Source organism: Lysobacter terrestris (assembly GCF_014489475.1).
GTDB lineage: Bacteria > Pseudomonadota > Gammaproteobacteria > Xanthomonadales > Xanthomonadaceae > Agrilutibacter > Agrilutibacter terrestris.
Genome location: NZ_CP060820.1, coordinates 2387588 through 2403583 on the forward strand (window position 1 = coordinate 2387588; position 15996 = coordinate 2403583).

Sequence of the window (15996 nt, forward strand, 5' to 3'; positions counted from 1 at the left end):
CGAGTCGGTGCGCGCTGCCTACGGTCACCGCGTCGCAATGCAGCGACGCCGCGGGGAATGCCCAGCGGCAATCCCCCGAAGACTGCAAAGGAGTTCCTCATGCGCAAGACACTCGTTACCGCGATCCTGGCCGGCGTGCTGTTCGCGCCGGCCGCATATGCCCAGGTCGGCGTCAACATCGGCGGCGGTGGCAACATCGGCGTGAACAGCGGCGCCATCGGTATCGGTGGCCGCGGCGACATCGGCGTGGATGCACGCAATTCGCGCATCGATGCCCGCAAGGACGTGGACGCCCGGGTCACCGGCAATGTCGTCAGCGACACCGCGCAGGCGGTGAACGGCACGGCCCAGGCCGGCGCCGAGAAGGCCGCCCAGGTCGGCTCGACCGTGCGCGGCACGGCGCGCGCCGGTGCGCAGGCGGCGACCAACGCCAGTGCGCAGGCCGTCGAATCGGTGAATGGCAATGCGAATGCCGCGACCAATTCCGCACTGGGCGCCACCGGCTCGGTGAGCGGCGGCGTCGCCGCGGACGTGGGCGGCCAGGCCGGTGTCGCCGGCAGCGCGCAGGCCGCCGCCAATGCGGCGAGCCAGGCCGGTGCGAATGCGGGCCGTGCCAACGCCCAGGACGCGCCGGCCGAGGCAGCGGACGGCAAGCAGCCGGCGAAGGAGAAGTCGGATCGCGGGCAGGGCCGCCGCGGCCAGCAGCGCCGCTGATTGGCTGCCGGATGTGTTGACCGGGAACGGTCGCGGACGCCCGGGCTTCCCGGGCGTCCGCCATTCAGTCCCGGGCATGTCCGCCTGCCTTAAGGTGGTGCCTGCTGCCGAGGTCCTGCAGCACACGAGGAGACCCGAAATGACGATCCGCAAGCTGATGCTTCCCACCCTGATCGCCGCTGCGTTGGCCGTGCCGAGCGCATACGCCCAGCAGGCGCAGACCGCGGACAAGGCGGCCGATGCAAAGGCAGCCGCGGCGCGCAAGGCCGACGCCGAGAAGGACAAGGCGGATGCGGCGAAGTCCGAATCGCGCAAGGACACGCAGGCCGGCAAGGACAAGGCGGCCCGGAAGGGCGCCGGCAACTCGAAGGACGAACAGCCCGACGAGCCCGAAGAAGACGGCCGCTGAGCCCAGGAATCACGCCGAAACGCCCCGCTTGCCGGGGCGTTTTCTTTGGCGCTCTTTTCCGGCCTGCAACGGACCGATCCAGTCGTCAAGCTCGCCCCGGCCGCGCCCAGTCTGTAAACTGTGGCTTTCCGGGAGCCCGCTTCCCCATGACCCCCCAAAATTCCATCACGCCGCTCGTCTTCGTTACTGGCGGCGTCGTCTCTTCGCTTGGCAAGGGCATCGCCGCCGCCTCGCTGGCCGCCATCCTCGAAGCGCGCGGCCTGCGCGTGACGATGATGAAGCTCGACCCCTACATCAACGTCGATCCGGGCACGATGAGCCCGTTCCAGCACGGTGAGGTCTACGTCACCGACGACGGCGCCGAGACCGACCTGGACCTGGGCCACTACGAGCGCTACCTGCGCGTGCGCCTGTCCGGCAAGAACTCGATCACCACCGGCAAGATCTACGAGTCGGTGATCCGCAAGGAGCGCCGTGGCGATTACCTCGGCGGCACCGTGCAGGTCATTCCGCACATCACCGACGAGATCAAGCGCCGCATCGACGAGGCCACCGCCGGCTTCGACGTCGCCCTGGTCGAGATCGGCGGCACGGTCGGCGACATCGAGTCGCTGCCGTTCCTCGAAGCCATCCGCCAGATCCGCACCGAACGCGGTCCGGACAAGGCGCTGTTCATGCACCTCACCCTGGTGCCGTTCATCGCGGCGGCCGGTGAGCTGAAGACCAAGCCGACCCAGCACTCGGTGAAGGAACTGCGCTCGATCGGTATCCAGCCTGACGTGCTGCTGTGCCGTTCCGAGCAGCCGCTGCCGGACGGCGAGCGCCGCAAGATCGCGCTGTTCACCAACGTGTCCGAGAAGGCCGTCATTTCCGCGGTCGACCTGGACAACATCTACAAGATCCCGAACTGGCTGCACCAGCAGGGCCTCGACCAGATCGTGGTCGAACGCCTGCGCCTGGAAAACAAGGCCAAGGCGGAAGCCGACCTGTCCGAGTGGAACGCCGTGGTCGACGCCACCGACCATCCGGTCGACGAAGTCACCATCGCCGTCGTCGGCAAGTACATCGACCACCAGGACGCCTACAAGTCGCTGGCCGAAGCGCTCAAGCACGGCGGCCTGCGCCAGCGCACCAAGGTCAAGCTGAAGTGGCTGGAATCCACCGAGGTCGAGCAGGACGGCGGCAAGGTGCTGGAAGGCGTCGACGGCATCCTGGTCCCGGGCGGCTTCGGCGACCGCGGCTTCGAAGGCAAGGTGCTGACCGCACAGTACGCGCGCGAGCAGGGCGTCCCGTATTTCGGCATCTGTTACGGCATGCAGGCCGCGGTGGTCGACTACGCCCGCCACGTGCTCGGCTACGCCGACGCCAACAGCACGGAGAACGACAAGCAGTCGCAGCACCCGGTCATTGGCCTGATCACCGAGTGGCGCACCGCCAGCGGTGAAGTCGAACGCCGCAACGAGGAGTCCGACCTCGGCGGCACCATGCGCCTGGGCCTGCAGGACCAGCGCCTCAAGCCCGGCACGCTCGCCCGCGAGCTGTACGCCAAGGACGTGATCGGCGAGCGCCACCGCCACCGGTACGAATTCAACAACCGTTACCTCAACGAACTCGAGAACGCCGGCCTGGTGATCAGCGCCAAGTCGATGGACGAGACGCTGGTGGAAATGGTCGAACTTCCGCGCGCCAAGCACCCGTGGTTCCTGGCCTGCCAGGCGCATCCGGAATTCCTGTCCACGCCGCGCGACGGCCATCCGTTGTTCATCGGCTTCATCCGTGCCGCGCGCGAACACAAGGCGCAGGCTGGCGGCCGCCTGTTGAAGGAAGCGAGTGCATGAAGCTTTGCGGATTCGAAATCGGCCTCGACAAGCCGTTCTTCCTGATTGCCGGCCCCTGCGTGATCGAGTCGATGCAGCTGCAGCTCGACACCGCCGGCACGCTGAAGGAAATCACGTCGGAACTCGGCATTCCCTTCATCTTCAAGTCCAGCTTCGACAAGGCCAACCGCACCTCGGTGTCGGGTTTCCGTGGCCCGGGCATGGAAGAAGGCTTGAAGGTGCTGTCCGAGGTGAAGCGCCAGCTCGACCTGCCGGTGCTCACCGATGTGCACGAGTACACGCCGATGAACGAAGTCGCGAGCGTGGTCGACGTGCTGCAGACGCCGGCCTTCCTGTGCCGGCAGACCGACTTCATCCAGAACGTGGCCCGCGCCGGCAAGCCGGTGAACATCAAGAAGGGCCAGTTCCTGTCGCCGTGGGAAATGAAGCACGTCGCCGACAAGGCGTTGGCCACGGGCAACACGGACATCATGGTCTGCGAGCGCGGTGCCAGCTTCGGCTACAACAACCTGGTGAGCGACATGCGCTCGCTCAGCGTGATGCGCGACACCGGTTGCCCGGTGGTGTTCGATGCCACGCATTCGGTGCAGCTGCCCGGCGGCGCCGGCGGCAAGAGCGGTGGCCAGCGCGAGTTCGTGCCGGTGCTGTCGCGCGCTGCGATGGCGGTCGGCATCAGCGGCATCTTCATGGAGACGCATCCCAAGCCGGAAGAGGCGCTCAGCGACGGCCCGAATGCCTGGCCGCTGCCGAAGATGCGCGCCCTGCTGGAGACGCTGCTCGAGATCGACCGCATCACCAAGAAGAACGGCTTCCTCGAAGCCGGCGTCTGATCCAAATTCCCTTTCAAAACTGCAACCACCGACGATGACCACGATCGCCAAAGTCCACGCCCGCGAAATCCTCGACAGCCGCGGCAATCCCACCCTCGAAGCCGAAGTCACCCTGGCCGACGGCAGCTTCGGCCGCGCCGCGGTGCCCTCGGGCGCGTCGACCGGCACCAAGGAAGCCGTCGAACTGCGCGACGGCGACAAGACCCGCTACCTGGGCAAGGGCGTGCGCAAGGCGGTGGAGAACGTCAACACCACGATCGCCTCCGCGATCACCGGTCTCGACGCCGCCGACCAGACCGCGGTCGACCGGCGCCTGATCGACCTCGATGGCACCGAGAACAAGGGCCGCCTGGGCGCCAATGCGCTGCTCGGCGTTTCGATGGCGAACGCGCACGCGGTGGCCGCGTCGAAGAAGATGCCGCTGTGGCAGTACCTCGCGGGCGGCCGCCAGGCCGTGCTGCCGGTGCCGATGATGAACATCATCAACGGCGGTGCGCACGCCGACAACAATGTCGACATGCAGGAATTCATGATCCTGCCGGTGGGCGTGGGCAGCTTCAGCGAAGCGCTGCGCGCCGGAACCGAGGTGTTCCACGCGCTGAAGTCGGTGCTGAAGGGTCGCGGCCTGAGCACGTCGGTCGGCGACGAGGGCGGCTTCGCCCCCGACCTGCGTTCGAACGAGGAGGCGCTGGAAACCATCCTTGAGGCGATCGGCAAGGCCGGCTACAAGGCCGGCGAAGACATCCTGCTCGGCCTCGACGTGGCCTCGAGCGAGTTCTTCGAGAACGGCAAGTACAACCTCACCGGCGAAGGCAAGCGCCTGACCAGCGAGCAGTTCGTCGACTTCATGGCCGACTGGTGCGCGAAGTACCCGATCGTCACGATCGAGGACGGCATGTCCGAGCACGACTGGGCCGGCTGGAAGCTGCTGACCGACCGCATCGGCAACAAGGTGCAGCTGGTCGGCGACGACCTGTTCGTCACCAACCCGAAGATCTTCAAGGAAGGCATCGGCCAGGGCGTCGCCAACGCGATCCTGATCAAGGTCAACCAGATCGGCACGCTGACCGAAACGCTGGAAGCCATCGCGATGGCCGACGCGAACCGCTACGCGGCGATCGTCTCGCATCGTTCGGGCGAAACCGAGGACACCACCATTGCCGACATCTCCGTTGCCACCACGGCGACGCAGATCAAGACCGGTTCGCTGTGTCGCAGCGACCGCGTGGCCAAGTACAACCAGCTGCTGCGCATCGAGGAAGCCCTCGGCGCCGCGGCGAAGTACGCCGGCCGCGACGCGTTCGTCTCGCTGAAGCGCTGAGGCCGCGCTTGGCGCTGCGCTGGCTGCCGCTTCGAATGAGCCGGTTGCTGCTGGTGGCGCTGCTCGCGCTGCTCGGGCTCCTGCAGTACCGCCTGTGGTGGGGCGAGGGTGGCCGCCGTTCGGTGGCCGCCCTGCAGCAGCAGGTCGAGCAACAGACGCACGAGAATGCCGGTCTGACCCAGCGCAATGCGGCGTTGGCGGCGGAGGTCGAGGACCTCAAGTCGGGCGAAGCCGCAGTCGAAGAGCGCGCGCGCAGCGAGCTGGGCATGATCAAGCCGGGCGAGACGTTCTATCGCGTGGTCGAGCCGCAGCAAGCGGCCGGCACCGAAGCCGAGGCTCCTGCCGACGGCGAAGGAAACCCCTGATCCATGGCCGCGGCGAACGGCATCTGGGCCGTGATTCCCGCCGCCGGCCGCGGCACGCGTTTCGGCGGTGACATTCCCAAGCAATACCTGGAAGTCGCCGGTCGGCCGCTGATCGCGCATGCGCTCGACGCGCTGCTCGCGCATCCGGCGATCGCCGGCGCGGTGGTCGCGCTGGCGGCGGACGACGCGCGCTGGCCGGGCTGGACATTGCTGCACGGCAAGCCGCTGTTGCGCTGCCAAGGCGGCGGCGAGCGCGCCGATTCGGTGCTGGCGGCGTTGCGCGCCATCCCGGCGCACGTCGATGGCGGTGGCCTGGTGCTGGTCCACGACGCGGCACGGCCCAACCTGCGCGGCGGCGACATCGACCGCCTAGTCGCGGCGGCGGCGCAGCACGGCGACGGCGCGCTGCTGGCCGCGCCGGTGCGCGACACGCTCAAGCGTGCCGACGAGCAGGGCCGCGTTGCTGGAACCGAGCCGCGCGAGCGCCTGTGGCGCGCATTGACGCCGCAGGCGTTCCGACGCGACGCGCTGGTGGCGGCGCTGGAAAGCGCACGCGCCGCCGGCGTTGTCGTCACCGACGAGGCGATGGCGATGGAGCGGGTCGGCGCGAAGCCGCTGCTGGTCGAAGGGCGCGAGGACAACCTCAAGGTCACCACGCCGGCCGACCTCGCGTTGGCACGGTACCTGTTGTCGCAGTGACATCCATCCAATCGGACGCCACCGGCGTCGTGGGGCAACACGCATGAACATCCGCATCGGCCAGGGTTTCGACGTCCACGCCTTCGGCGACGGCGACCATGTCGTCCTCGGCGGCGTGCGCATCGCCCACGACCGCGGCGTGCTCGCGCATTCCGACGGCGACGTGGTGATCCACGCCCTGTGCGACGCCATGCTCGGCGCGCTCGCGCTCGGCGACATCGGCCAGCACTTCCCGCCCAGCGACCCGCAGTGGAAGGGCGCCGACAGCCGCGCCTTCCTGCGCCGCTGCAACGAACTGATCGGCGAACGCGGCTGGCGCGTCGGCAACGCCGACGTGACGGTGGTGTGCGAGCGGCCCAAGGTCGGCCCGCATGCGCCGGCCATGCGCGGGCTGCTCGCCGGCGACCTCGGCATCGATATCGATGCGGTCAGCATCAAGGCGACCACGAGCGAGAAACTCGGCTTCACCGGCCGCGGCGAAGGCATCGCGGCCCAGGCCGTGGTGCTGCTGGTCGGCCGTTGAATGCACGCATGAACGCCAACGACAGCCTCCCGCGCGCCCACGGCGAAACGGTCCTGCGCGCGCGCATGCGCGTGTCGCCCGAGGACTTCTTCGTCGAGGAGTTGCCCAGCTTTGCGCCCAGCGGCAGCGGCGAACACCTGCTGCTGACGGTCGAGAAGCGCGGCATGAATACGGTGTTCGCGGCCAAGCGCATCGCGCAGTGGGCGCGCGTGCCGGAGATGGGTGTCAGCCACGCCGGGCTGAAGGATCGCCATGCCGTCACCCGGCAGCGCTTCAGCGTCCACCTGCCGAAGAAGATCGCGCCCGACCTGGCCGCACTGGAGTCGCCGGACCTGCGGGTGCTGGAACACGCCTGGCACTCGCGCAAGCTGCCGCGCGGCGCACTGGCGGGGAACCGCTTCGTGCTCGCGCTGCGCGATGTCGACGGCGACCGCGATGCGATCGAACAGCGCCTGCAGGCCATCGAGCGCGACGGCGTCCCCAATTACTTCGGCGAACAGCGCTTCGGTCGCGCCGGCGACAACGTGGCGCAGGCACTGGCGATGTTCGGCGGCCGCCGCGTGCGCCGCGAAGAGCGCTCGCTGCTGCTGTCGGCCGCGCGCTCGGAGCTGTTCAACCGCGTGCTGGCCGCACGCGTGCGCGCCGGCAACTGGAACACGCCGCTGGCGGGCGAGGTGTGGTCGCTGAACGGCAGCCGCAGCGTCTTCGGTCCGGAGCCCTTCAGCGACGAACTGGCGAGTCGCCTGGCCGCGTTCGACATCCACCCGAGCGGGCCGTTGTGGGGGCGGGGCGAGTTGCGTACGCGCGATGAGGCCGCCGCGCTGGAGCTGGCGGCCATCGCGGCAGAGCCGGGCGCCGTGCTGTGCCGCGGGCTCGAAGCGGCAGGGCTGGAGCAGGAACGGCGCGCGTTGCGCTTTCGCCCGATGGAGCTGGCGTGGCGCTGGCTCGCCGCGGACGCGCTCGAGGTCTCGTTCGCGCTGCCGCCGGGCGGATATGCCACGACGGTATTGGCAGAACTTGGCGAGGTCAGCTCGGCGGTTGCCGCCTGACGACCGCTCGTCGGAAAGACATTGCCGACACTGGCCGCTGCAGAGCGGCGGCGTATAAGCCGGAATTGCACCGGCGCATCGCCGGGGCCGTTCCTGCGGCAGCGCAGGGGCGCATCGACCGGAGATGCCGTCATGAAACTTCGCATGGCCGTGTTGTCCGCTTCAGTGGCCTGCCTGGCCGCCTGCGCGAGCAGCGGTGGAACAGCCAGCAACAGCCCCGCGGCACACAAGACCTATCCCGAGACCCGCCTGAGCAACGACGAGTTGTACATGGCCCGCGTGGAAGCTGCCGCGCTTCGCCGTGGCATCGGCCTGCAATGGGTGAATCCGCCGCGGAAGATCGTCGCCAAGCAGGACTGAAGTAGCGCGTCGACCGGTTCTCCCTGTCCTGATCCGTCAGGCAGGGCGAAGCCGGCGCGGCGCCAGCAGCACCAGTACTGCTCCGGTGCCGCCCTGCGCGGGCGGCGCGGAGTGGAACGCCAGGACGTCTGCGCGTTGCCGCAGCAGGCGATCCACCAGGTTCTTGAGAATCGGCATGTCGCGGCCCGTGAACGGGGCCGAGCCGCCATGCAAGCCCTTGCCGTGGATGATCCGGACGCAGCCCGCGTCGTGTTCGCGCGCGTGGGCGAGGAAGGCGCGCACCAGTGCCTCCGCCGCGCGGACGTCGGCGCCGTGCAGGTCGAGTTCGTCCTGGACCGCGATCTCGCCGCGCTTCAATCGCTGCAGCGTGCGCGGCGGCAGCGCGTCGCGGCGATAGGACAGCACGTCGCCGGCCTCGGCGAGCGTCGCATCGAGCGCGTGGCGGAATTCCTCGCGCGCGGCCGCCTCGTCCCGCTCGGCCATGCGCGCGCGCGGCTTCGGCTTCGGTGCCGACGGCGGGGGCGCGGCATCGCGCAGGCGCCGCACCGGCCCCACGGCGGAGCGGAACAGGTCGGCGTCGTCGTCTTCGTCGGACATCATGGGGAAAAGGGTAGCGCGCCGGCCGCGGCGAATGGCGACGGGCGCAACGCAGCCATCCCGCGAGCCGCGCTCAGGTGCCACGGGCCATCGGCTATCATGGCCATTCCGCTCCAATTCCCCGATTCGCCGAATAGATGCGCGTTCTGGTCAGCAACGACGACGGTGTCGACGCCCCCGGTATCAAGGTCCTCGCCGCGCGACTGCGCGCCGCGGGCCATGAAGTGATGGTGATCGCCCCCGATCGCGACCGCTCGGGGGCGAGCAATTCGCTGACCCTCGACATGCCGGTGCGCGTGGTCCAGCAGGACGCCGCCACCTGGCGGGTGTTCGGGACGCCCACCGACTGCGTGCACGTCGCCATCACCGGCATGCTCGACGTGGAGCCGGACATCGTGGTGTCGGGCATCAACAACACCGCCAACCTGGGCGACGACGTCATCTATTCGGGCACCGTCGCCGCGGCGATGGAAGGGCGTTTCCTCGGCCTGCCCGCGGTGGCCGTGTCGCTGGTCACCGCCGACCACCAGGGCCAGCACTACGAATCCGCCGCGCACGCCGTCGTCGAGATCATCGCGCGGCTGGTGGCCGAGCCGCTGCCGGCCGACACCATCCTCAACGTCAACGTGCCCGACCTGCCGTGGGAAAGCCTCGCCGGCTTCGAGGCCACGCGCTTGGGCAACCGCCACCGCGCCGAGCCGTGCATCCCGCAACGCGATCCGCGCGGGAGGCAATGGTGGTGGATCGGACCCGCCGGCCCGGAGGCCGATTCGGGTCCCGGCACCGATTTCCACGCCGTGCGCAGCGGCCACATCTCGATCACCCCGATCCAGGTCGACCTGACCCGTTACACCGCGCTTGAACACGTGGCCAGCTGGGTCCACGGCCTCGCCGCGTCGACCGGGAAGGCCGCATGATGATGCGCATGAAGTTGCAGCCCGACGCCCTCGGCAGCGGCATGACCTCCCAGCGCGTGCGCGACCGCCTGGTCGACCGCCTGCGCGAAACCGGCATCCGCGACGAACGCGTGCTCAACGCGATCCGCACCGTGCCGCGCCACCTGTTCGTCGACGAGGCGCTGGCGACGCGCGCCTACGAAGACACCGCATTGCCGATCGGCCACGGCCAGACGATCTCGCAGCCGTGGGTAGTGGCGAAGATGACCGAAGCCTTGCTTGAGGCCGCGCCGCAGAAGGTGCTGGAGATCGGCACGGGCTCGGGTTACCAGGCCGCCGTGCTAGCCGCGCTCGGGCTGGAAGTGCACACGGTCGAACGCATCGGCGAGCTGTTGCGCACCGCACGCAAACGCTTCCGCGCGCTGGGCATGAACATCCGCAGCAAACACGACGACGGCCGCATCGGCTGGGCGGAAAACGGCCCGTTCGATGCCGTCCTCGTCACCGCCGCCGCGCCGGCGCTGGTCGATGCGTTGACCGCGCAGCTCGCGCCCGGCGGCAACCTGATCGCACCGGTGGGCGGCGCCGCCTCGCAGTCGCTGCTGAAACTGCACAAGGACGCCGACGGCCAGGTCACGCAGGAAACGCTGGCGCCCGTCGTGTTCGTGCCCCTCCTTTCCGGGATGATCGATTGAAGATCTTTGGACCGCTCTACGAACGCACCCTGGGTTGGGCGCGCCACCGCCACGCACCGGCGTATCTCACGATCCTGAGCTTCTTCGAAGCGATCATCTTCCCGATCATGCCGGAAGTGATGCTCGCGCCGATGTGCGTGGGCCAGCCGCGGCGCGGGTTCTGGTTCGCCACGCTGAGCCTGGCCGGCTCCATGGCGGGCGCGCTGGTCGGCTATGCGCTCGGGCATTACGCCTTCGAAGCGGTGAAGCCGCTGTTCGCCACGCTGGGCATGCTGGATGCCATCGAATCGGGCATCGCCGTGGTGCAGGCGAAGATGGCCCAGTCGCCGTGGGCGGTCTTCACCTTCCTGGTGCTGGGCGGGTTCATGCCGATTCCGATGAAGGTGTTCACGTGGGCCTCGGGAATCGTCGGCGTGCCCATGCCGCAATACCTGCTGAGCATGCTGATCGGGCGCGGCAAGCGCGTGTACCTGCTGGCGGCGGTGATCCGCGTCGGCGGCCCGCGCGCGGAAGCAGCGCTGCGCCGCTACATCGAACCGGTCGGCTGGTTCGCGACCGCGCTGCTGGCGATCCTAGTCGCCTGGGTGGTCTGGAGGGCCCGACAGGGCGTATGAGCAACCGTAATCGCATCGCGCTGCTTTCCGTCGCGCTGTTCGCGTTGACTTCCTGCACCAGCACGGTGGTGCGCCGCACCGGCACGACCGCGCCAGCGCCGCGCGTGTCCACGCCCAAGCCCGGCGAAACCGCCAGGGTGCAGCGCGGCGACACGCTCTACGGCATCGCGTTCCGCAACGGCATCGACGTGCGCGACCTGGCGGCGTGGAACGGCATCAGTGCGCCGTACACGATCTATCCCGGCCAGAGCCTGCGCCTGTATCCGCGCGCGGCTACGGTCAGCCGCCCTGCATCGACGGCTTCGCGTCCGGCGACGACCACTTCACGTACGGAAGCCGCCGGCACGCCTGCGCGCACACCCGGCGCGACCACGGCTGCGCCGCCGAAGCCGGTGGTGACGACGCCGGCCGTCGTGGCGCCCGTCGCGCCGCCTACCAGCAACATCCGCTGGCGCTGGCCGGCGGACGGCACGCTGCTCAACCGCTTCGTCGCGGGCGAGCCGACCAAGCAGGGCATCGACATCACCGGCGACGCCGGCACGCCGGTGAACGCGGCGGCCGATGGCGTGGTGGTGTATTCCGGTTCGGGCCTGGTCGGTTACGGCGAGCTGGTGATCATCAAGCACGACGACGCGTGGCTGTCGGCCTACGGCCACAACCGCGCGCGCATGGTCAACGAAGGCGCGATCGTGAAGGCCGGCCAGCAGATCGCGGTGATGGGGCGCACGGGCGCACCGCGCGACATGCTGCACTTCGAGATCCGTTACAACGGCAAACCGGTGGACCCGCTGGTGCATCTGCCCAAGCGCTGACGCCTCAATCCATTCCTGTCAGTTCGATCCACTGGCCGTGGTGCCAGTAGCGGATGGTGGAGGCCTTGCCAGAGTCGCCCGCTTCGATGCCGTCGTGGTCCAGCGGCACGGGCAGTTCGGATGGATCGCCGAAGGCGTCGGCCAGGCGCCGGATCATCTTCGGTGTCGCCGTCGCGATGTATCGCGTGTATTGCCAGCCTTCGGGCGGGCCCTGCCATTGCATCCAATCCATATCGGGCGAGCCGGCTTCCACCAGTACGTCGTTGATGTCTCCGCGCCAGTACACAAGCAGGGACGAGTCCCCGTTCCGCGAACACAGCACCGCCCAGTCCCGCTGCGCGGCCGATCCGAAGCGGCCGCTTACGACGTTGCTACGAGCGTTGGGGTCGGCTTGCTGGCTCTGTGGAATCCGGCACCCCCGCCGCTCAAGGTCATGGCGAATGTCCAGTGGCAATGCTGGGAACTCCGCGGGCTCGCGTAGCGGTATGTCGCCCGGGTCGGGTATGCCGATGGCCTGCGGGTAGGCGGGTAGCCACGCCAGCAGCAGTACCAGAGCGATCAGAGGATTTCGCAGGTTCACCGGCTGATTCCCTTCGCGGCGGTTGCTGGCGTCCGTTTACCACTGCCCGCGACCGTCGACGGATCATCTCAGCGCCGGCGCGCAGAGCGCATGGGCGTCAAATCCCAGGTTCTAGGATGAATCCGGCCACCACGCGTCGGCCTTCACTGGCGAGCACATTGAAGGTGCGCGCCGCGGCGGCGTTGTTCATCACTTCCAGGCCGACGCCCCGGCCCAGGCATGCCGCCATCGCGGCCGCGGGCGGGAACACCTGCGTCGCGCCGGTGCCGAGCAGGATGACTTCGGGCTTGAGCGCCAGCAGCGGTTCCATGTCCGGGGCGCCGAGCGCGCGGGGATCGCTGGCGGCCCAGCCCTCGATGAGGCGGTCCGGCGCGAGGATGAAACTCGCCGTCAGCCGGCGCTCGTTGACGACCGCCACGGTGCCGTCGGCGCCGCGCAGCAGGAATTCGTGGTCGGGGTGTTCGAGGTTCAGCTGCATGGAATGGCGGCTGGGAACTGGGAGCTAGGGTCTGGCAAAGGCGTTGGCCGGTAGTCCCCAGCCCCCAACTCCCAGCCCCGCTTAATCACGCCCGCGGCAACACGATCTGCCGCTTGTCCTTGCTGGCCCGGTACAGCACGGCCGTGTGGCCGATGCGCTGGACCAGCGCGGCGCCCAGGCGCTCGGCGATCTGCTCGATCATCGCGTCGCGGGCGTCGCGGTCCTCGGCGGCGACCTTCACCTTGATCAGCTCGTGGTGTTCGAGGGCCAGGTCGATCTCGGCGACCAGCGCCTCGGTCACGCCCTTGCCGCCCACCTGCAGCATCGCCCGGAGATCATGCGCCTGGCCACGCAGGAAACGGGTCTGGGCGGCGGTCAGGACGGTCGTCATGCGTGTCACGTGGGGGGCGGAACGGGCGTGCAGGGTATCATGACCGCCCATATCCCCCGGCCGAGCGCCTCCGTGGCCACCCGCAGCAAAAGCAGTCAACGCTGGCTCAAGGAACATTTTTCCGATCCGTTCGTGAAGAAGGCGCAGGCCGAAGGTCTGCGTTCGCGGGCCGCCTACAAGCTCGAGGAGCTGGTCGAGCGCGACCGCCTGCTCAAGCCGGGCATGGTCGTCGTCGACCTCGGCGCCGCCCCGGGCGGCTGGTCGCAATGGGTTCGCCAGACCCTGAACGACAAGGGCCGGGTGATCGCCCTGGACATCCTCGACATGCCCGGCCTGGCCGGGGTCGAGTTCATCCACGGCGATTTCCGCGAAGACACCGTCCTGGCCCAGCTCGAAGCGACGCTGGATGGCCAACTTGTGGACCTTGTCCTGTCCGACATGGCCCCCAATATGAGTGGCGTGGACGCGGTGGACCTGCCGCGGGCGATGCATCTGGCGGAACTGGCGATGGACTTTGCCGACCACCACCTGCGCGTCGGGGGCACGTTCCTGATCAAGCTGTTCCAGGGCGTCGGCTTCGACGATTACGTGCGCGAACTGCGCCGTCGTTACGCCAAGGTCGTGATCCGCAAGCCTGCGGCCTCGCGCAAGCGATCGCCGGAGGTCTATGCGCTGGCGCAGGGAAAGCTGGCGCAGATGAAGTGAACCTGTCCGCGGGGCGGCAATTTGCCTGAACCGGCGGACATGACAGGGAATTCGCCGGGGTTTTCTGCGACCCTTGCGGTTCGGTTGCCGGGTGGTTCCGGACATCCTTCGCGTATGTGTTTTTCAGGCTGCACGGATTGCTGAACGGGCTGACCAATGAACGATCTTGCTAAGAACCTCCTGCTCTGGGTCATCGTCGCCGTCGTGTTGATGGTGGTGTTCCAGGCCTTCGGCCCGCGCACCGGATTGGGCGCCGCCTCGACCGAGGTGCCGTATTCCCAGTTCATGAACGACGTGAAGGGCGAGCGCATCAAGTCGGTCGAATACACCGAGGACACCACGCTCGCCACCAACGTGCTCAAGTTCGAGCGCAAGGACGGCACCACCGGTACCGCGGTCGGCCCGACCGACAACTGGCTGGTCACCGACCTGCTGCAGCACGACGTCGCCATCTCCAAGAAGGCGCCGAGCACCGGCCCGTCGTTCTGGTCGATCGTGTTCAACCTGTTGCCGATCCTGCTGATCGTCGGCTTCTGGATCTTCGTCATGCGGCAGATGCAGCAGGGCGGCAGCAAGGGTGCGATGAGCTTCGGCAAGTCGCGCGCGAAGATGCAGGGCGAGGACCAGGTCAAGGTCACCTTCGCCGACGTCGCCGGTTGCGACGAGGCCAAGGAAGAAGTGCAGGAGCTGGTCGAGTTCCTGCGCGATCCGGGCAAGTTCCAGAAGCTCGGCGGCAAGATCCCGCGCGGCGTGCTGATGGTCGGCCCGCCGGGTACCGGCAAGACCCTGCTCGCACGTGCGATCGCCGGCGAGGCCAAGGTGCCGTTCTTCTCGATCTCCGGTTCCGACTTCGTCGAGATGTTCGTCGGCGTCGGCGCCAGCCGCGTGCGCGACATGTTCGAGCAGGCGAAGAAGCACGCGCCGTGCATCATCTTCATCGACGAAATCGACGCGGTCGGCCGTCATCGCGGCGCCGGTCTCGGCGGTGGCCACGACGAACGCGAGCAGACGCTCAACCAGTTGCTGGTGGAGATGGACGGCTTCGAAGGCGGCGAAGGCGTGATCGTCATTGCCGCGACCAACCGCCCCGACGTGCTCGACCCGGCGCTGCTGCGCCCGGGCCGCTTCGACCGCCAGGTGACCGTCGGCCTGCCCGACGTGAAGGGCCGCGAGCAGATCCTGCGCGTGCACATGCGCAAGCTGCCGCTGGCCGACAATGTCGAGCCGATGACCATCGCGCGCGGCACTCCGGGCTTCTCCGGTGCCGACCTCGCCAACCTGTGCAACGAGGCCGCGCTGTTCGCCGCGCGCGAGAACGCGAAGGAAGTCCGCATGGACCACTTCGACCGCGCCCGCGACAAGATCCTGATGGGCACCGAGCGCCGCTCGATGGCCATGAGCGAGGCCGAGAAGAAGCTCACCGCCTACCATGAGGCCGGCCACGCCATCGTCGGCCGCATGGTTCCCGAGCACGATCCGGTCTACAAGGTCACCATCATTCCGCGCGGCCGCGCGCTGGGCGTGACCATGTACCTGCCCGAAGGCGACAAGTACAGCTACAACAAGGTCGCGATCGAATCGCAGTTGTGCTCGCTGTATGGCGGCCGCGTCGCCGAGGAGCTGATCTTCGGCGCCGACAAGGTCACCACCGGTGCGTCCAACGACATCGAACGCGCCACCAAGATGGCGCGCAACATGACCACCAAGTGGGGCCTGTCCGAATTGGGCCCGATCACCTTCGGCGAGGAAGAGGACGAAGTGTTCCTCGGCCGTTCGGTGACGCAGCACAAGAACGTGTCGAACGAGACCGCGCGCAAGATCGACGAAGTCGTGCGCGACATCCTCGACAAGGCCTATGCGCGCAGCACGCAGATCCTCAATGAGAATCTCGACAAGCTGCACGCGATGGCCGAGGCGCTGCTGGTGTACGAGACCATCGACGCCAAGCAGATCGACGCGATCATGGAAGGCCGCGAGCCGCCGCCGCCGGAAGGCTGGGGCAAGAACGGCAGCGGCAAGTCGACCGAGGTGCCGCCGCTGCCGCCGATCGCCGGCCCTGCCGCGCAGACCTGACGCCGGCTTGCCGCTTCGACCCGAAAAGGCCAGAGTCCGCTCTGGCC

20 protein-coding genes are annotated in these 15996 nt (G+C 68.4%); 16 read left to right on the plus strand and 4 right to left on the minus strand.

Going from position 1 to position 15996, the window contains the following annotated elements; genetic code table 11:
* Positions 1 to 99 precede the first annotated feature (99 nt).
* The 10 genes from H8B22_RS11075 (at position 100) to H8B22_RS11120 (ending at position 8108) form a co-directional block, all read left to right on the plus strand.
* Positions 100 to 714 (plus strand): hypothetical protein, encoded by a 615-nt coding sequence (locus tag H8B22_RS11075; protein WP_187711480.1) that lies wholly within the window; start codon positions 100 to 102, stop codon positions 712 to 714.
* 139 nt (positions 715 to 853) lie between these two features.
* Entirely contained in the window at positions 854 to 1123 is a 270-nt protein-coding gene (locus H8B22_RS11080; protein WP_187711481.1) for a hypothetical protein, read from the plus strand.
* A gap of 164 nt (positions 1124 to 1287) precedes the next feature.
* The gene (locus H8B22_RS11085) at positions 1288 to 2961 is read left to right on the plus strand and encodes a CTP synthase (RefSeq protein ID WP_187713624.1); all 1674 of its coding nucleotides are present in this window, start codon (positions 1288 to 1290) and stop codon (positions 2959 to 2961) included.
* Positions 2958 to 3791 carry a 3-deoxy-8-phosphooctulonate synthase gene (gene kdsA / locus H8B22_RS11090; RefSeq protein ID WP_187711482.1) on the plus strand — a complete coding sequence of 278 codons (834 nt, stop codon included), beginning with the start codon at positions 2958 to 2960 and terminating at the stop codon, positions 3789 to 3791. The genes H8B22_RS11085 and kdsA overlap by 4 nt, the downstream gene beginning before the upstream one ends.
* Positions 3792 to 3825: 34 nt before the next feature.
* Positions 3826 to 5112 (plus strand): phosphopyruvate hydratase, encoded by a 1287-nt coding sequence (gene eno / locus H8B22_RS11095; protein ID WP_187711483.1) that lies wholly within the window; start codon positions 3826 to 3828, stop codon positions 5110 to 5112.
* 35 nt (positions 5113 to 5147) lie between these two features.
* Positions 5148 to 5477, plus strand: coding sequence for a cell division protein FtsB (gene ftsB / locus H8B22_RS11100; RefSeq protein ID WP_187711484.1), 330 nt, complete (start codon positions 5148 to 5150; stop codon positions 5475 to 5477).
* 3 nt (positions 5478 to 5480) lie between these two features.
* Positions 5481 to 6176 (plus strand): 2-C-methyl-D-erythritol 4-phosphate cytidylyltransferase, encoded by a 696-nt coding sequence (ispD, locus tag H8B22_RS11105; RefSeq protein WP_187711485.1) that lies wholly within the window; start codon positions 5481 to 5483, stop codon positions 6174 to 6176.
* A 43-nt stretch (positions 6177 to 6219) separates the two neighbouring features.
* The gene (gene ispF / locus H8B22_RS11110; RefSeq protein WP_187711486.1) at positions 6220 to 6699 is read left to right on the plus strand and encodes a 2-C-methyl-D-erythritol 2,4-cyclodiphosphate synthase; all 480 of its coding nucleotides are present in this window, start codon (positions 6220 to 6222) and stop codon (positions 6697 to 6699) included.
* A gap of 8 nt (positions 6700 to 6707) precedes the next feature.
* Positions 6708 to 7748 carry a tRNA pseudouridine(13) synthase TruD gene (gene truD, locus H8B22_RS11115; RefSeq protein WP_187711487.1) on the plus strand — a complete coding sequence of 347 codons (1041 nt, stop codon included), beginning with the start codon at positions 6708 to 6710 and terminating at the stop codon, positions 7746 to 7748.
* Positions 7749 to 7880: 132 nt separating this feature from the next.
* On the plus strand, positions 7881 to 8108 hold the full coding sequence (locus H8B22_RS11120) for a hypothetical protein (RefSeq protein ID WP_187711488.1): 228 nt from the start codon (positions 7881 to 7883) through the stop codon (positions 8106 to 8108).
* Between the two features lie 36 nt (positions 8109 to 8144).
* Here the strand turns inward: H8B22_RS11120 and H8B22_RS11125 are convergent, their stop codons facing one another.
* Positions 8145 to 8708, minus strand: coding sequence for a Smr/MutS family protein (locus tag H8B22_RS11125; RefSeq protein ID WP_407060810.1), 564 nt, complete (start codon positions 8706 to 8708; stop codon positions 8145 to 8147).
* A 134-nt stretch (positions 8709 to 8842) separates the two neighbouring features.
* On the opposite strand from H8B22_RS11125, the gene surE reads away from it, so the two are divergent.
* The 4 genes from surE to H8B22_RS11145 are packed head-to-tail and all read left to right on the plus strand — an operon-like array spanning position 8843 to position 11722.
* Positions 8843 to 9622: a 5'/3'-nucleotidase SurE gene (gene surE / locus H8B22_RS11130; RefSeq protein WP_187711490.1), complete on the plus strand. Its 780-nt coding sequence runs from the start codon at positions 8843 to 8845 to the stop codon at positions 9620 to 9622.
* Positions 9619 to 10296, plus strand: coding sequence for a protein-L-isoaspartate(D-aspartate) O-methyltransferase (locus tag H8B22_RS11135; protein ID WP_187711491.1), 678 nt, complete (start codon positions 9619 to 9621; stop codon positions 10294 to 10296). The genes surE and H8B22_RS11135 overlap by 4 nt, the downstream gene beginning before the upstream one ends.
* The gene (locus H8B22_RS11140; RefSeq protein WP_187711492.1) at positions 10293 to 10910 is read left to right on the plus strand and encodes a YqaA family protein; all 618 of its coding nucleotides are present in this window, start codon (positions 10293 to 10295) and stop codon (positions 10908 to 10910) included. The genes H8B22_RS11135 and H8B22_RS11140 overlap by 4 nt, the downstream gene beginning before the upstream one ends.
* Positions 10907 to 11722, plus strand: a complete 816-nt coding sequence (locus H8B22_RS11145) for a peptidoglycan DD-metalloendopeptidase family protein (protein WP_187711493.1) — start codon at positions 10907 to 10909, stop codon at positions 11720 to 11722. Before H8B22_RS11140 ends, H8B22_RS11145 begins: the two co-directional genes overlap by 4 nt.
* Positions 11723 to 11726: 4 nt before the next feature.
* On the opposite strand, the gene H8B22_RS11150 is transcribed toward H8B22_RS11145, so the two are convergent.
* From H8B22_RS11150 to yhbY, 3 genes are all read right to left on the minus strand, one after another.
* Complete coding sequence (locus tag H8B22_RS11150) at positions 11727 to 12302, minus strand: hypothetical protein (RefSeq protein ID WP_187711494.1); 576 nt, start codon at positions 12300 to 12302, stop codon at positions 11727 to 11729.
* Between the two features lie 97 nt (positions 12303 to 12399).
* The gene (locus tag H8B22_RS11155; RefSeq protein WP_187711495.1) at positions 12400 to 12780 is read right to left on the minus strand and encodes an Mth938-like domain-containing protein; all 381 of its coding nucleotides are present in this window, start codon (positions 12778 to 12780) and stop codon (positions 12400 to 12402) included.
* Between the two features lie 85 nt (positions 12781 to 12865).
* Entirely contained in the window at positions 12866 to 13171 is a 306-nt protein-coding gene (yhbY, locus tag H8B22_RS11160; protein ID WP_187711496.1) for a ribosome assembly RNA-binding protein YhbY, read from the minus strand.
* 72 nt (positions 13172 to 13243) lie between these two features.
* On the opposite strand from yhbY, the gene rlmE reads away from it, so the two are divergent.
* Together rlmE and ftsH are read left to right on the plus strand one after the other, a co-directional pair.
* Positions 13244 to 13876, plus strand: coding sequence for a 23S rRNA (uridine(2552)-2'-O)-methyltransferase RlmE (gene rlmE / locus H8B22_RS11165; protein WP_187713625.1), 633 nt, complete (start codon positions 13244 to 13246; stop codon positions 13874 to 13876).
* A 156-nt stretch (positions 13877 to 14032) separates the two neighbouring features.
* Complete coding sequence (gene ftsH, locus H8B22_RS11170) at positions 14033 to 15949, plus strand: ATP-dependent zinc metalloprotease FtsH (RefSeq protein WP_187711497.1); 1917 nt, start codon at positions 14033 to 14035, stop codon at positions 15947 to 15949.
* Positions 15950 to 15996 lie beyond the last annotated feature (47 nt).

What these genes read in the sequence shown, in the direction of transcription:
- H8B22_RS11075 (WP_187711480.1), top strand. Translation starts at nt 100, where the DNA reads ATGCGCAAGACACTCGTTACCGCGATCCTGGCCGGCGTGCTGTTCGCG.
- ispF (WP_187711486.1), top strand. Translation starts at nt 6,220, where the DNA reads ATGAACATCCGCATCGGCCAGGGTTTCGACGTCCACGCCTTCGGCGAC.
- H8B22_RS11125 (WP_407060810.1), bottom strand. Translation starts at nt 8,708, where the DNA reads ATGATGTCCGACGAAGACGACGACGCCGACCTGTTCCGCTCCGCCGTG.
- eno (WP_187711483.1), top strand. Translation starts at nt 3,826, where the DNA reads ATGACCACGATCGCCAAAGTCCACGCCCGCGAAATCCTCGACAGCCGC.
- H8B22_RS11120 (WP_187711488.1), top strand. Translation starts at nt 7,881, where the DNA reads ATGAAACTTCGCATGGCCGTGTTGTCCGCTTCAGTGGCCTGCCTGGCC.
- ispD (WP_187711485.1), top strand. Translation starts at nt 5,481, where the DNA reads ATGGCCGCGGCGAACGGCATCTGGGCCGTGATTCCCGCCGCCGGCCGC.
- H8B22_RS11135 (WP_187711491.1), top strand. Translation starts at nt 9,619, where the DNA reads ATGATGATGCGCATGAAGTTGCAGCCCGACGCCCTCGGCAGCGGCATG.
- surE (WP_187711490.1), top strand. Translation starts at nt 8,843, where the DNA reads ATGCGCGTTCTGGTCAGCAACGACGACGGTGTCGACGCCCCCGGTATC.
- kdsA (WP_187711482.1), top strand. Translation starts at nt 2,958, where the DNA reads ATGAAGCTTTGCGGATTCGAAATCGGCCTCGACAAGCCGTTCTTCCTG.
- H8B22_RS11145 (WP_187711493.1), top strand. Translation starts at nt 10,907, where the DNA reads ATGAGCAACCGTAATCGCATCGCGCTGCTTTCCGTCGCGCTGTTCGCG.
- truD (WP_187711487.1), top strand. Translation starts at nt 6,708, where the DNA reads ATGAACGCCAACGACAGCCTCCCGCGCGCCCACGGCGAAACGGTCCTG.
- H8B22_RS11155 (WP_187711495.1), bottom strand. Translation starts at nt 12,780, where the DNA reads ATGCAGCTGAACCTCGAACACCCCGACCACGAATTCCTGCTGCGCGGC.
- ftsH (WP_187711497.1), top strand. Translation starts at nt 14,033, where the DNA reads ATGAACGATCTTGCTAAGAACCTCCTGCTCTGGGTCATCGTCGCCGTC.
- ftsB (WP_187711484.1), top strand. Translation starts at nt 5,148, where the DNA reads ATGAGCCGGTTGCTGCTGGTGGCGCTGCTCGCGCTGCTCGGGCTCCTG.
- H8B22_RS11080 (WP_187711481.1), top strand. Translation starts at nt 854, where the DNA reads ATGACGATCCGCAAGCTGATGCTTCCCACCCTGATCGCCGCTGCGTTG.
- yhbY (WP_187711496.1), bottom strand. Translation starts at nt 13,171, where the DNA reads ATGACGACCGTCCTGACCGCCGCCCAGACCCGTTTCCTGCGTGGCCAG.